The organism is Streptomyces sp. NBC_00887 (genome assembly GCF_045207585.1).
The window spans coordinates 8,664,727-8,678,414 of record NZ_CP108788.1; the positions used below are offsets into that span (position 1 = coordinate 8,664,727).

The 13,688-nt window shown below is 71.9% G+C and carries 11 protein-coding genes; 9 read left to right on the top strand and 2 right to left on the bottom strand.

Annotated features, from left to right (window positions below; translation table 11 throughout):
- Positions 1-74: 74 nt before the first annotated feature.
- Positions 75-2,219 (top strand): primosomal protein N', encoded by a 2,145-nt coding sequence (locus OG844_RS39585; protein WP_406388608.1) that lies wholly within the window; start codon positions 75-77, stop codon positions 2,217-2,219.
- Between the two features lie 76 nt (positions 2,220-2,295).
- Here OG844_RS39585 and OG844_RS39590 read toward each other — a convergent pair whose 3' ends face one another.
- On the bottom strand, positions 2,296-2,835 hold the full coding sequence (locus OG844_RS39590; RefSeq protein WP_406388607.1) for a hypothetical protein: 540 nt from the start codon (positions 2,833-2,835) through the stop codon (positions 2,296-2,298).
- Positions 2,836-3,122: 287 nt separating this feature from the next.
- On the opposite strand from OG844_RS39590, the gene fmt reads away from it, so the two are divergent.
- The 4 genes from fmt to OG844_RS39610 all read left to right on the top strand — a co-directional run bounded on the left by fmt (position 3,123) and on the right by OG844_RS39610 (position 7,539).
- The gene (gene fmt, locus OG844_RS39595; protein ID WP_329212964.1) at positions 3,123-4,055 is read left to right on the top strand and encodes a methionyl-tRNA formyltransferase; all 933 of its coding nucleotides are present in this window, start codon (positions 3,123-3,125) and stop codon (positions 4,053-4,055) included.
- Positions 4,056-4,182: 127 nt separating this feature from the next.
- Positions 4,183-5,616, top strand: coding sequence for a transcription antitermination factor NusB (locus OG844_RS39600; RefSeq protein WP_351172610.1), 1,434 nt, complete (start codon positions 4,183-4,185; stop codon positions 5,614-5,616).
- Positions 5,617-5,730: 114 nt separating this feature from the next.
- Positions 5,731-6,414: a ribulose-phosphate 3-epimerase gene (gene rpe / locus OG844_RS39605; protein ID WP_406388605.1), complete on the top strand. Its 684-nt coding sequence runs from the start codon at positions 5,731-5,733 to the stop codon at positions 6,412-6,414.
- Between the two features lie 138 nt (positions 6,415-6,552).
- Positions 6,553-7,539 (top strand): sugar-binding domain-containing protein, encoded by a 987-nt coding sequence (locus tag OG844_RS39610; RefSeq protein WP_329215455.1) that lies wholly within the window; start codon positions 6,553-6,555, stop codon positions 7,537-7,539.
- A gap of 55 nt (positions 7,540-7,594) precedes the next feature.
- On the opposite strand, the gene OG844_RS39615 is transcribed toward OG844_RS39610, so the two are convergent.
- Positions 7,595-8,656, bottom strand: coding sequence for a terpene synthase family protein (locus tag OG844_RS39615; protein ID WP_406388603.1), 1,062 nt, complete (start codon positions 8,654-8,656; stop codon positions 7,595-7,597).
- 297 nt (positions 8,657-8,953) lie between these two features.
- Between OG844_RS39615 and OG844_RS39620 the strand changes: the two genes are divergently transcribed.
- The 4 genes from OG844_RS39620 (at position 8,954) to OG844_RS39635 (ending at position 13,653) form a co-directional block, all read left to right on the top strand.
- Entirely contained in the window at positions 8,954-10,420 is a 1,467-nt protein-coding gene (locus OG844_RS39620; RefSeq protein WP_406388601.1) for a GuaB1 family IMP dehydrogenase-related protein, read from the top strand.
- A 199-nt stretch (positions 10,421-10,619) separates the two neighbouring features.
- Positions 10,620-12,077, top strand: coding sequence for an aldehyde dehydrogenase family protein (locus OG844_RS39625; protein ID WP_406388599.1), 1,458 nt, complete (start codon positions 10,620-10,622; stop codon positions 12,075-12,077).
- 111 nt (positions 12,078-12,188) lie between these two features.
- Positions 12,189-12,644, top strand: coding sequence for an Lrp/AsnC family transcriptional regulator (locus OG844_RS39630; protein WP_329212983.1), 456 nt, complete (start codon positions 12,189-12,191; stop codon positions 12,642-12,644).
- A gap of 211 nt (positions 12,645-12,855) precedes the next feature.
- Complete coding sequence (locus OG844_RS39635; RefSeq protein ID WP_406388598.1) at positions 12,856-13,653, top strand: carbon-nitrogen hydrolase family protein; 798 nt, start codon at positions 12,856-12,858, stop codon at positions 13,651-13,653.
- The last annotated feature ends 35 nt before the right edge of the window (positions 13,654-13,688 follow it).

Consider the following 13,688-nt stretch of genomic DNA (forward strand, 5'->3'; position numbering starts at 1 on the left):
ACGGTGTCCGGGCCCCTGTGCGTGCGCTGCGGGAGGCGCGACCGGTGTCAGTGGCGTCTGGTAGGAATTTGGCTGTGAGCAGCGAAGACGAGCGGTCCGACGAGCCCGAGGCCGGGGCACCGGAGCAGCTTGCGCTCATCCGGGAGACCGTGCGCCGGGCCAAGGTGCCGCGGGCCAAGCCCCGCACCTGGCGGGGCGCGGCGCTCGCCGAGGAGCTGCCGGTCGCCCGGGTCCTGGTGAACAAGGGCGCGCTTCACCTCGATCAGTATTTCGATTACGCGGTCCCGGAGGAGCTCGACGCCGAGGCGCAGCCCGGTGTCCGGGTGCGGGTGCGGTTCGGGGCCGGGGGGCGCCAGGTCCGCGGCGGGCGGCGCGAGGGCGGTGGGCTGATCGACGGATTCCTGATCGAGCGGCGTGCCGGGTCGGACTATCAGGGCGCCCTGGCGGCGCTCGCCTACGTCGTCTCGCCCGAGCCGGTGCTCGGCCCCGAGCTGCTCGCGCTCTCGCGGGCCGTCGCCGACCGTTACGCGGGCAGCCTCGCCGATGTGCTGCAGCTCGCCGTGCCGCCCAGGAACGGCCGGGCGGAGTCCAAGGCGTCACCCGCGCCGCTGCCACCGCCCCCGGCACCGGCCCCCGGCACCTGGGAGCGGTACGCCCAGGGGCCCGCGTTCCTCGGCGCACTGGCCGAGGGCGGTGCGCCCAGAGCCGTCTGGACCGCACTGCCCGGGCCGCACTGGCCCGAGGAGATCGCCAGGGCCGTCGCCGCCACGCTGGCCTCGGGACGGGGCGCACTCGTCGTCGTACCCGACGGGCGGACCGCGGGGCGTGTGGACGCCGCGCTCACCGAGGTGATGGGGGAGGGGCGCCACGCGCTGCTGACCGCCGACTCGGGGCCCGAGAAGCGCTACCGGGAGTGGCTCGCCGTCCGGCGCGGTTCGGTGCGCGCGGTGGTCGGGACCAGGGCCGCCATGTTCGCCCCCGTCGCCGATCTGGGCCTGGTGGCCGTCTGGGACGACGGGGACTCCAGTCACAGCGACGACAACGCCCCGTTCCCGCACGTCCGGGAAGTCCTGGAGCTGAGGGCGGCGCACGGCCGGTGCGCGTTCCTCCTGGGCGGTACCCACTGCACCGTCGAGGCCGCCCAGCTGGTCGAGAGCGGCTGGGCGCTGCCTCTGCGCGCGGACCGGGAGCAGTTGCGGATCGCGGCGCCCCTGGTGCGTACGGTCGGCGACGGTGAGCTCGCGAGGGACGGGGCGGCGCGTTCCGCCCGGCTGCCCAGCCTCGCCTGGCAGACCGTACGGGACGGGCTGCGCAGCGGTCCCGTGCTGATCCAGGTGCCGCGCCGCGGGTACGCACCCCGGCTGGCCTGCGAGCGCTGCCGCGAACCCGCGCGGTGCGGGCACTGCGCGGGGCCGCTGGAGGCTCCGGACCAGCAGGATCTCAACTGCGCCTGGTGCGGACGCGCCGAGACGGCCTGGCGCTGCGCCGCCTGCGGCAGCGGGCGGCTGCGGGCCCGGATCGTCGGTGCCCGGCGGACCGCCGAGGAGCTGGGCCGGGCGTTTCCCGCCGTTCCGGTGCGGACGTCGGGCCGGGACCACGTGCTGGACTCCGTACCGGACCAGCCCGCCCTGGTGGTCAGCACGCCCGGGGCCGAACCCGTGGCGGAGGGCGGCTACGCGGCCGCGCTGCTGCTGGACGGCTGGGCGATGGTCGGCCGGCCGGACCTGCGGGCCGGCGAGGAGGCACTGCGGCGCTGGACGGCCGCAGCCTCACTGGTGCGGGGACAGCCTGAGGGGGGCACGGTGGTGATCGTGGCCGAGCCGACCCTGCGGCCCGTCCAGGCCCTCGTGCGCTGGGACCCCGTCGGCCATGCCCGCCGCGAACTCGCGGAGCGTGCCGAGCTCGGCTTCCCCCCGGTGTCCCGGATGGCTTCGGTGACCGGGCCGCCGGAGGCGATCGCCGCGTACCTGGCCGCCGTGGAACTGCCGTCGGAGGCGGAGATCCTCGGACCGGTACCGCTGCCGGGGGCCGTCTCCGGCAGGCCCCGGAGGCAGGGGGACGCACCGCCGGGCGAGACCTGGGAACGGGCACTGGTCAGGGTTCCGCCAGGGCGCGGGGCGGCGCTCGCCGCCGCCCTGAAGGCGGCTCAGGCGGCGCGGACGGCCCGTGGGACCGGAGATCCGGTACGGATCAGGATCGACCCGCCGGACATCGGCTGACGAGGCCGTACGGCCCCGCCGCCATGGCCGCCGCCCCCGCCGTGCGGACGCGGTGAGGGCAGAGGAAGCGCTCCGGTCAGCCGTTGCGGGGGCCGGGGAAGGCGCCGGGGCGCAGCTCCTCGCGCGGCGCGGGACGGTCCGCCGACGGCTGCGGCGGCATGGAACGGGCCGCGGGCACCGCGGGCAGCACGGGGGAGGAACCGGGCGGCGCGGGCAGCGGACGGGGTGCGGACTCGGCGGCGACCTCGGCGGTACCCGGCTGCGGGGTGTTCCGCCGCGCACCGTAACGGCGGTGCACCGCCTGCTTGGTGACCCCGAGGGCCGAGCCCACCGCGTCCCACGAGAAGCCGAGCGAGCGGTCGAAGTCCACCGCCGCCGTGACCAGCGTCTCGACGCTGTCCCGCAGTTCCTGAGCCAGCCGGACGGTGGGCGCCGGGGCCCTGCCGTAGACGACGAAGCCCGCGGACGGGCCGGAGCGGCGCGGACGGTAGACGTTTCCCAGCTGCGCAGTGAGGGTGCGCAGCGCGTCCACCTGCCGCCGGACCCGCTCGATGTCCCGCACCAGCAGGTGCAGACTGGCACGCGCCTGGGCGTCGTGGGTTGCGTGGTCGGCCATGAACAAGCCTCTCGAACCGGCGTTGAAAGGGATCGGACCGCATCTTTCGGCGGCCCACTTCGGTCAATCTCTCTTGACCAACGCCTCACCCGGCCATGTGGTCACGCATCAGGGGCGTATGCGCATATGCGCGGGGCGCACAGGCGTGCGTACGCCCCCCGGTGGCCGGGTCCCGGGGCCGCCCCGTCGTCCCGGGTGTGCGCCCGTCAGGGACGACGGGACAGCCCCTAGACTGGTGTGCTGCTCGCCACACCGTACGTTTCGGCCCGAGAGGCAGTCCGCCACCCATGAAGCTCGTCTTCGCAGGCACCCCCGAGGTTGCCGTCCCCGCCCTGGACGCCCTGATCGCCTCCGGCCGCCATGAGGTGGCCGCCGTCGTCACCCGTCCCGACGCACCCGCCGGGCGGGGCCGCCGCCTCGTGGCCAGCCCGGTGGCCGAGCGCGCCGAGGAAGCGGGGATCGAGGTCCTCAAGCCGGTACGCCCGCGCGACGAGGCCTTCCTGGCGCGGCTGCGGGAGATCGCCCCGGACTGCTGCCCCGTCGTGGCCTACGGTGCGCTGCTGCCCAGGACGGCCCTCGACGTTCCCGCCCGCGGCTGGGTCAATCTGCACTTCTCGCTCCTGCCGGCCTGGCGTGGCGCCGCACCGGTGCAGCACGCGGTGATGGCCGGGGACGAGGTGACCGGCGCGTCGACCTTCCTGATCGAGGAGGGCCTGGACTCCGGACCGGTGTACGGCGTCCTGACCGAAGAGGTACGGCCCACGGACACCAGCGGTGACCTGCTCACCCGGCTGGCCTTCGCCGGCGCCGGGCTGCTCGCCGCGACCATGGACGGCATCGAGGACGGCACCCTGCACGCCGTACCGCAGCCCGCCGAGGGCATCACCCTCGCGCCCAAGATCACCGTCGAGGACGCCCAGGTGCAGTGGTCCGCACCCGCGCTGCGGGTCGACCGGATCGTGCGCGGCTGCACCCCGGCCCCCGGTGCGTGGACCCTCTTCAGGGGCGAGCGCCTCAAGCTGGTCCAGGCAGCGCCCGTCCTGGACCGCGCCGACCTGGCGCCGGGCGAGCTGTCCGCGGGCAAGAACAACGTGTACGTGGGCACCGGATCGCACGCCGTGGAGCTCCTCTGGGTCCAGCCCCAGGGCAAGAAGCCGATGAAGGCCGCCGACTGGGCGCGCGGTGTGCGCATCGTCCCGGGCGAGCTCCTGGGACTCTGACGACGGGGAGGCGCCCGCGCCTCCGGAGCCCACGTCGCCGCACATGCCGCCGCCCGTGCCGCCGGTCCGGGCGGCGACGTACGCTGGGTGGGTTCGCCACTCTCACCATCAGCGGAGCACCTTTCACGTGAACGACCAGCAGCGTCGCCGTCCCGCCAAGCCGCATCGCCGCCCGCAGAAGGACCCGGTCCGGTTCCTCGCCTTCGAAGCGCTCAGGGCCGTCGACGAACGCGACGCGTACGCCAACCTCGTCCTGCCCCCGCTGCTGAAGAAGGCACGCGCCAAGGGTGACTTCGACGGACGGGACGCCGCGCTCGCGACCGAGCTGGTCTACGGGACCCTGCGCCGCCAGGGCACGTACGACGCGATCGTCGCGGCCTGCATCGACCGGCCGCTGCGCGAGGTGGACCCGCCCGTGCTGGACGTGCTCAACATGGGCGTGCACCAGCTGCTCGGCACCCGCATCCCGACCCACGCGGCCGTCTCCGCCAGCGTGGAGCTGGCCCGCGTCGTCCTGGGTGAGGGGCGTGCCAAGTTCGTCAACGCCGTGCTGCGCAAGGTCTCGGCGCACGATCTCGACACCTGGGTGGAGCGCGTCGCGCCGTCGTACGACGAGGATGCCGAGCAGCACCTCTCGGTCGTCCACTCCCATCCGCGGTGGATCGTCTCCGCGCTGTGGGACGCCCTGGGCGGTGGCCGCGCCGGGATCGAGGACCTCCTCGAAGCCGACAACGAACGCCCCGAGGTGACGCTCGTCGCCCGCCCCGGCCGCTCCACCACCGACGAGCTGCTGGCTGCCCTGGGCGAGGAGAGCGGACTGCCGGGCCGCTGGTCCCCCTACGCCGTACGGATGGCCGAGGGCGGCGAGCCCGGTGCGCTGACCGCGGTGCAGGACGGCAGCGCGGGTGTGCAGGACGAGGGCAGCCAGCTCGTCGCCACCGCCCTCGCCAACGCGCCCGTGGAGGGCAGTGACACACGGTGGCTCGACGGCTGCGCCGGCCCTGGCGGCAAGGCGGCCCTGCTTGCCGCGCTCGCTGCCGGACGCGGCGCGGCACTGCTCGCCGCCGAGAAGCAGCCGCACCGCGCCCGGCTCGTCGAGCGGGCACTGGCCGGCAACCCGGGCCCGTACCAGGTGGTCACCGCGGACGGCACCCGGCCGCCCTGGCAGCCGGGCACCTTCGACCGGATCCTGATGGACGTACCGTGCTCGGGCCTCGGGGCGCTGCGCCGCCGCCCGGAGTCCCGGTGGCGTCGCCGCGCGGAGGACCTGGAGAGCTTCGCGCCGCTCCAACGGGGCCTGCTGCGCGAGGCGTTGAAGGCCGTCCGGATCGGCGGGGTCGTCGGCTACGCGACCTGCTCGCCGCATCTGGCCGAGACCCGGATCGTCGTCGAGGACGTGCTCAAGGGGCGCGGCGGAGCGCCGGTCGAGGCGGAGTGGGTGGATGCCCGCCCCCTGATGCCGGGAGTACCGGCGCTGGGCGACGGTCCAGACGTCCAGTTGTGGCCGCATCTGCACGGCACGGACGCGATGTATCTGGCGCTGCTGCGACGTACGGGGTGACCCCTGGCCCGCAGGCCGGGCGAAAAGCCGGGATTGTGCGAACCGTAATGATCCCGTGAGGCTTTGGGGGGCACCGAGGCGGGGAAGTGGCGCGGAACATGGCAGGCTTGGTGCATGGCCCAGATCAACCCCAGCATCCTGTCCGCCGACTTCGCGCGACTCGCCGAGGAGGCGAAGGCCGTCGACGGCGCCGACTGGCTCCATGTCGATGTGATGGACAACCACTTTGTGCCCAACCTGACGCTCGGCGTGCCGATCGTGGAGGCGCTGAGCAAGGCCACGGACACCCCGCTGGACTGCCATCTGATGATCGAGGACGCGGACCGCTGGGCACCGCAGTACGTCGAGGCGGGCGCCGGCTCCGTCACCTTCCACGCGGAGGCGGCGGCGGCGCCCGTACGGCTGGCGCGGGAGATCAGGGCCAAGGGGGCGCGCGCCTCGATGGCACTCAAGCCCGCGACCCCGATCGAGCCGTACGAGGACCTGCTCCCCGAGCTCGACATGCTGCTGATCATGACGGTGGAGCCGGGCTTCGGGGGCCAGTCCTTCCTGGACATCATGCTGCCGAAGATCCGGCGTACCCGTGACCTGATCTCCAAGCACGGCCTCGAGCTCTGGCTCCAGGTCGACGGCGGCGTCTCCGCCACCACCATCGAGCGCTGCGCGGAGGCCGGAGCCGATGTCTTCGTCGCCGGGTCCGCGGTCTACGGGGCCCAGGACCCGGCCCAGGCCGTGCGTGCCCTGCGCGAGAAGGCGGACGCAGCCACCGCCGCGGCGCCCTGGGCGTGCGGCCACTGAACAAAGGGCAGATGAACGCGGCCCGACGGGCCGGATCAAGGATCGCCGGATCTGACAGGATGACGGTGTATCGGGCGTGTGAACAGCAGTGAGGAGATCGCGGTGTCTGGCATCTCGGCGGGTCGGTCAGCCATGCGGATGGGACCCGCGGAGCTGGTCCAGGCGGCGGCCATGGCCCGTCGGTTCTACCTCGAGGGAAAGTCGAAGATCCAGATCGCCGAGGAGTTCGGCGTCAGCCGCTTCAAGGTGGCCCGGGTTCTGGAGACGGCCCTCGAGCGTGATCTCGTACGGATCGAGATCCGGGTACCGGCCGAGCTTGACGCGGAGCGCTCCGACGCGCTGCGGGCCCGCTACGGGTTGCGCCACGCGGTCGTCGTCGAGTCCCCGGCGGACGAGCAGGACGACGCAGCCGACCCGGAGAACCTGGGCGAGGTCGCGGCCGAGCTGCTCGGCGAGCTGGTGAACGAGGGCGATGTGCTGGGCCTGGCCTGGGGCCGCTCCACGATCCACATGGCCGCGGCGCTCGACCGGCTGCCGCCCTGCACGGTCGTGCAGCTGACCGGGGTCTACGACGCGGGGACGGCCGAGCGCGGATCGGTCGAGGCGGTGCGCCGCGCGGCCCAGGTGTCCGGCGGCGAGGCGCATCCGATCTACGCGCCGATGCTCCTGCCCGATCCGGCGACGGCGGCGGCCCTGCGCCACCAGACGGGTATCGCCCGCGCCTTCGAGTACTTCGACAAGGTGACGGTCGCCGCGGTCTCCATCGGTTCCTGGGAGCCGGGCATCTCCACCGTCCACGACATGCTCTCGGACGAGGAGCGGGCGCACTACGCCTCGCTCGGGGTCGCGGCCGAGATGTCCGCGCACCTCTTCGACTCCGACGGTCGGCGCGTCGGCCGGGACCTGGGCGAGCGGTGCATCACCGTGGAGGCGGACCGGCTGCGCCGGATCCCCGAGGTGGTCGCCATCGCCGGCGGTCAGCGCAAGGCGGCGGCGATCGGCGCGGTGCTCCGCTCGGGCCTGGTCACCAGCCTGGTGACGGACACGGCCGCGGCCGACTACCTGCTGACGGAGTCCGCTGCCGGACAGCGCCCCGCCCTGGAGCGCGCCGACCCCGACGACTGACCGTCACGGAACATCACGGAGGCCGGGCACCGCACGGGTGCCCGGCCTCCGTCGTCTACCGGCTTCGCTGCCCGTCGGACGTGCCCGATCCCGCCGGGTCCGCGGCCACGCCGAGGACGGTCTCCTCCAGGTACTCCGCGGGTTCCGCGTACTGGCTGACATCCGCCGGGTTGTAGCGGGGGGTCTGCCGGGACCAGTCCAGATTGCCGCGCATCCAGCTCCGCATCCCGTCGAGATAGGGGACGAGCAGCTCGGACAGCTGCGGATACATGTCGAGCAGCTCGTCCTCCGCCGTGAGGAAGCGCTCGGTCTCGGTGGCTATCTCGGCGCACACGTGGTCGAGGGCCTGCTGTTCCCCGTAGCCCCGGTGGTGGCGTACCAGGTGAACGAGGTTGTGGATCTCGCCGAGCACCTGCTCCTTCTCGAAGGAGTACACGTCGTTCGCCCAGCACACGACGTTGCAGGAGGCTTCCAGAGCCGTGATGAACCGGGGGTCGTTGTGGACCGACTCGGGCGCCTCGATGCCCGCCACGATCTCTATCAGGTCCATGCACACATGGATCGCCCCCGTGTGCCGGCGCTGGGCCACGTAGGTCTCCTCGGCCGGCACGACGCCTTCGGCCCGGTTCCCCGCCTCCCAGGTGGTGGCGGTCATCAGGTACGTCATGAGGTGCCAGGAGAAACGCGTGCGCCAGTGCGGGGCCGCCTGCGGAATCGTACGTTCCCACAGATCGGCCAGGGCGACGACGGCGGCGGGCGGCTCCTCGCCCGGCAGCGGGCCGGGAGCCGTTCCCTCCACCACGGAACGCATCCGAGCCACGACGTCGCGTACCCGTTCGGGGCTGCGGCCGAGATGGCCGTCGTCCAGCTGGTCGTCGACGAGGAAGAGCCAGACGAACCAGTCGGCGACCAGGTCGAGGTGCTCGCTGCCCGCCGTGGGGTAGACCATGCCGACGAACGCGCCGAAGTCGGCCTGCTCGAAACGGCGTCTCGCGGACTCCCGGTGCACCAGACCGGTGCGGCGCGTCCACGCGGCGATGTGCTCGCGGGTGTGCCCTACGTGGGGGTTCGTCCGCTGAGGGAACGGGCAGTAGATGTCGGGCAGTTCGCTCTCCACAGACGGATCCGAATCCTCTCCGGCCAACGACGTGACGGGTTCCTCCGCGCGCTCTGAGCGGTGGTGGCGGTCACCCCCGAGACCTGCGGATTTGAAGCTACCTGACCCCCTGTCACCCGGTCCAGGGATCGTGATCACGAATGGTTGAAAGGCGTTCGGGTAAGGTCTACGAGTAAGGCAGGTTCCACTTGCCAGGCCCCCCGGAGCGCCTCTTTGGAGGAACTCACGAACGCGGGGGTCCATTGCTGTGTCTTCGTGGAAACGACCTGCACCGTTTCGTATGAAAAAATGAGTGTTATGCGTTTTCTTGAGCCCGGCACCGGTCGCTACACGGCGTCCCCCTCGGTCCCCTACGACCTCACGTACGACGATGTCTTCATGGTCCCCGGCCGCTCCGCGGTCGGTTCCCGGCAGGCCGTGGACCTCTCCTCGCCCGACGGCACCGGCACCACCATCCCGCTCGTCGTCGCGAACATGACCGCGATCGCGGGGCGCCGGATGGCGGAGACGGTCGCCCGCCGCGGTGGGCTGGTCGTCATCCCCCAGGACATCCCGATCGAGGTGGTCACCGAGGTCATCAGCTGGGTCAAGACGCGCCACCTCGTGCTCGACACTCCCATCGAGCTGTCTCCCGGCCAGACCGTTGCCGACGCCCTGTCCCTGCTGCACAAGCGGGCCCACGGAGCGGGTGTCGTCGTCGACGCGGAGCGCAGGCCGGTCGGTGTCGTCACCGACCACGACCTGACCGGTGTCGACCGCTTCACGCAGCTGTCCGAGGTCATGTCCAAGGACCTGGTGCTGCTCGACGCGGACATCGACCCGCGCGACGCCTTCGGCAAGCTCGACGGCGCCAACCGCAAGCTCGCCCCCGCGGTCGACGCGGACGGCAGGCTCGTCGGCATCCTCACCCGCAAGGCCGCGCTGCGCGCGACGCTGTACACCCCGGCGACGGACTCCGAGGGCAGGCTGCGCATCGCCGCGGCCGTCGGAATCAACGGCGATGTCGCGGGGAAGGCCAAGCAGCTCCTCGACGCGGGCGTCGACACGCTCGTCGTCGACACCGCGCACGGCCACCAGGAGTCCATGATCAGCGCGGTCGCCGCGGTGCGGGCGCTCGACCCGCGCGTGCCGATCGTGGCAGGCAACGTCGTCGCGGCCGAAGGCGTGCGCGACCTGATCGAGGCCGGCGCGGACATCATCAAGGTCGGGGTCGGCCCCGGCGCCATGTGCACCACCCGGATGATGACCGGTGTGGGCAGGCCCCAGTTCTCCGCCGTGCTCGAGTGCGCGGCCGAGGCCCGCAAGCACGGCAAGCACGTCTGGGCGGACGGAGGCGTCCGCCACCCGCGCGACGTCGCCATGGCGCTCGCCGCCGGTGCGTCCAACGTGATGATCGGTTCCTGGTTCGCCGGCACGTACGAGTCGCCCGGTGACCTCCAGCAGTCCGCGGACGGCCGCTACTACAAGGAGTCCTTCGGGATGGCCTCCGCACGCGCGGTGAAGAACCGCACATCGGAGGAGTCCGCCTACGACCGGGCTCGCAAGGGTCTGTTCGAGGAGGGTATCTCCACCTCGCGGATGTTCCTGGACCCGGCGCGCCCCGGTGTGGAGGACCTGATCGACTCGATCATCGCCGGCGTCCGCTCGTCCTGCACCTACGCGGGTGCGGCCTCGCTCGAGGAGTTCGCCGAGAAGGCCATCGTGGGTGTGCAGAGCGCCGCCGGTTACGCGGAGGGCAAGCCGCTGCACGCCAGCTGGAGTTGACCGCGCGGTCCACGCATCACAGGTGCCCCTCCCGGGTGTTCGTACCGGGAGGGGCACCTGTGTGTTCAGGTGTCGTTACATGACTGAATAAGACCGCTTCTAGTCGGCAGTCAGGCATTATTGACCACCTTCAACTCTGTTGAATTGTAAGTAATATGAGTCGCAATCAGCTGCCCGCCTCTCTGCGGTAAGGGATCTCATGTCCTTCTTCACTGACCTGGCCCACCAGTACATCGACGGCGAGTGGAGGCCGGGGAAGGGGTCCTGGGACATCATCGACTTCAACCCGTACAACGGTGACAAGCTCGCAGCCATCACCGTCGCCACGGCGGCCGAGGTCGACCAGGCCTACCGCGCGGCCGAGCGGGCCCAGCAGGAATGGGCGGACACCAACCCGTACACCCGCCGTGCGGTCCTGGAGAAGGCTCTGCGGATCGTCGAGGAGCGCGAGCCCGAGATCGCCGATGCGATCGTCGCGGAGCTCGGAGGCACCCGGCTGAAGGCCGCGTTCGAACTGCACCTCGCCAAGGAGTTCCTGCGCGAGGCCGTCCAGCTCGCGCTGCGGCCGTCCGGACAGATCCTTCCCTCGCCGACCGAGGGCAAGGAGAACCGTGTCTACCGCGTGCCCGTCGGCGTCGTGGGCGTCATCAGCCCCTTCAACTTCCCCTTCCTGCTGTCGCTCAAGTCGGTCGCGCCCGCGCTGGCCCTCGGCAACGCCGTGGTCCTCAAGCCCCACCAGAACACGCCGATCTGCGGTGGCACGCTCCTGGCCAAGGTTTTCGAGGACGCCGGTCTGCCCGCCGGGCTGCTGAACGTCGTGGTCACCGACATCGCCGAGATCGGCGACGCGCTGCTCGAACACCCCGTCCCGAGGCTCATCTCCTTCACCGGTTCCGACAAGGTGGGCCGCCACGTCGCGACGGTGTGCGCGGCCAACTTCAAGCAGTCCGTACTCGAACTCGGCGGGAACAGCGCGCTGATCGTCCTGGACGACGCCGATGTGGACTACGCCGTCGACGCGGCCGTCTTCAGCCGGTACGTGCACCAGGGCCAGGTCTGCATGGCCGCCAACCGGATCCTGATCGACCGCGCCGTCGAGAAGGAGTTCACCGAGAAGTTCGTCGCCAAGGTCGCCTCCCTGCGCGTCGGGGACCCGGCCGACCCCTCGACCCAGATCGGCCCGCTGATCAACTCCTCGCAGGCCGAAGCGGTGAGCAAGATCGTCGACCAGACCGTGGAGGCCGGCGCGACGGCCCTGTTGCACGGCCGGGCCGAGGGCAACCTGGTGAGCCCCTCCGTACTGACCGCGATAGCCGCCGATTCCCCCGTCCTGCAGCAGGAGATCTTCGGGCCCGTCGCCCTCCTCGTGCCCTTCGACGGCGAGGACGAGGCCGTCCGGATCGCCAACGACACCCCGTACGGGCTGAGCGGCGCGGTGCACACGGGAAACATCGAACGCGGTGTACGCGTGGGGCAGCGCATCCGCACCGGCATGATCCACATCAACGACGGCACGGTCCACGACGAGCCCATCGTGCCCTTCGGCGGCGAGAAGGCCTCGGGCCTGGGACGGCTGAACGGCGACTCGACGATCGAGGCCTTCACCACCCAGAAGTGGATCTCGGTGCAGCACGGCCGCTCGCAGTTCCCCTTCTGACCGGCCGCCCCCCTGCGGTGAGCGCGCCCCGCGCGGGCGCGCGTGGTCTACTTCGGGGGCGGCCCGTGCCGCCCCCGAATCCGACCGTCGCAGAGAAGTGATCCCTCTGAAGTGCGCCTGAACGACCTCGACGAACGCATCGTCCACGCCCTTGCCGAAGACGCCCGGCGCAGTTACGCCGACATCGGCGCGATCATCGGACTGTCCGCCCCCGCCGTGAAACGCCGCGTGGACCGACTGCGCGCCGAGGGAGCCATCACCGGCTTCACCGTGCGGGTGGACCCGGCGGCGCTCGGCTGGCACACCGAGGGCTTCATCGAGATCTACTGCAGCCGCAACACCGCACCGGAAGCGATCAAGCAGGGCCTCGCCCGTTACCCGGAGATCGCGTCCGCGTCCACCGTCACGGGGGACGCCGACGCGATCGTGCAGGTCTTCGCCGCCGATATGCGGCACTTCGAGCAGGTGCTCGAGCGCATCGCGGGCGAGCCGTACGTGGAGCGCACCAAGTCGGTGCTCGTCCTCTCCCCGCTGCTGCGACGGTACGCCTCGGGCTCTCCCGCCTGAGGCCGCGCGGGGCCCCGCCCCCGCCCGTGCGAGACCGAAATCACCCTTCTGACCTGCGTGGACGCCGTACGCAACGAATCGCCGCGGCAGCCCTGTCCGACGCAATGAATCGATGGTGTGTGCGCAACACTCGCGCCTTGTCCGGCCCGATCGGCGCCCCGTACCTTCAATACGTCTCCCCGTACTCCGCCCGCACCGCCCGAGGTCAGCCATGCCGCCGCTGCGTACCGCCCTGCTCCAGAGCTCCGGACGACCCGGCTCCGTGGACGAGAACATCAAGGTGCTCGACGAGGCCGCAGGACGCGCCGCCGAAGCCGGTGCCCGACTGCTCGTCTGCCCGGAACTCTTCCTCACCGGATACGCCGTCGGCGACGCCGTCCCCACGCTCGCCGAACCCGCGGACGGCCCGGGGGCACGCGCGGTCGCCGAGCTCTGCGCGCGGCACGGCATCGCGGTCCTGTACGGCTACCCGGAGCGCGCCGGCGAGCTGATCTTCAACGCGGCGCAGCTCATCGGCCCGGACGGCGGCGCCCTCGCGAACTACCGCAAGACCCACCTGTTCGGCAGCTTCGAGCAGAAGTGGTTCACCCCCGGCGAGCAGGCCGTGGTGCAGGCGGACCTCGACGGCGTCCGGATCGGCGTGCTGATCTGCTACGACGTCGAGTTCCCGGAGAACGTCCGCGCGCACGCCCTGGCGGGGACCGGTCTGCTGCTGGTGCCGACCGCCCAGATGCACCCCTTCCAGTTCGTCGCCGAGTCGGTGGTCCCGGTCCGTGCCTTCGAGAGCCAGATGTACGTCGCGTACGTCAACAGGACCGGTCCGGAGGGTGAGTTCGAGTTCGTCGGGCTGAGCTGTCTGGCAGGCCCCGACGGCACTGTGAGGACCCGCGCCGGCCGCGGTGAGGAGCTCGTCATCGGTGAGGTGGACCCCGGGTTCCTCGATGCCTCGCGGACGGCCAACCCGTATCTGAAGGACCGCCGTCCCGGCCTGTACGGCTCCCTCGTCTGACCCGCGCCGCCCTCCCTCTTCGTCCCCCTCTCACC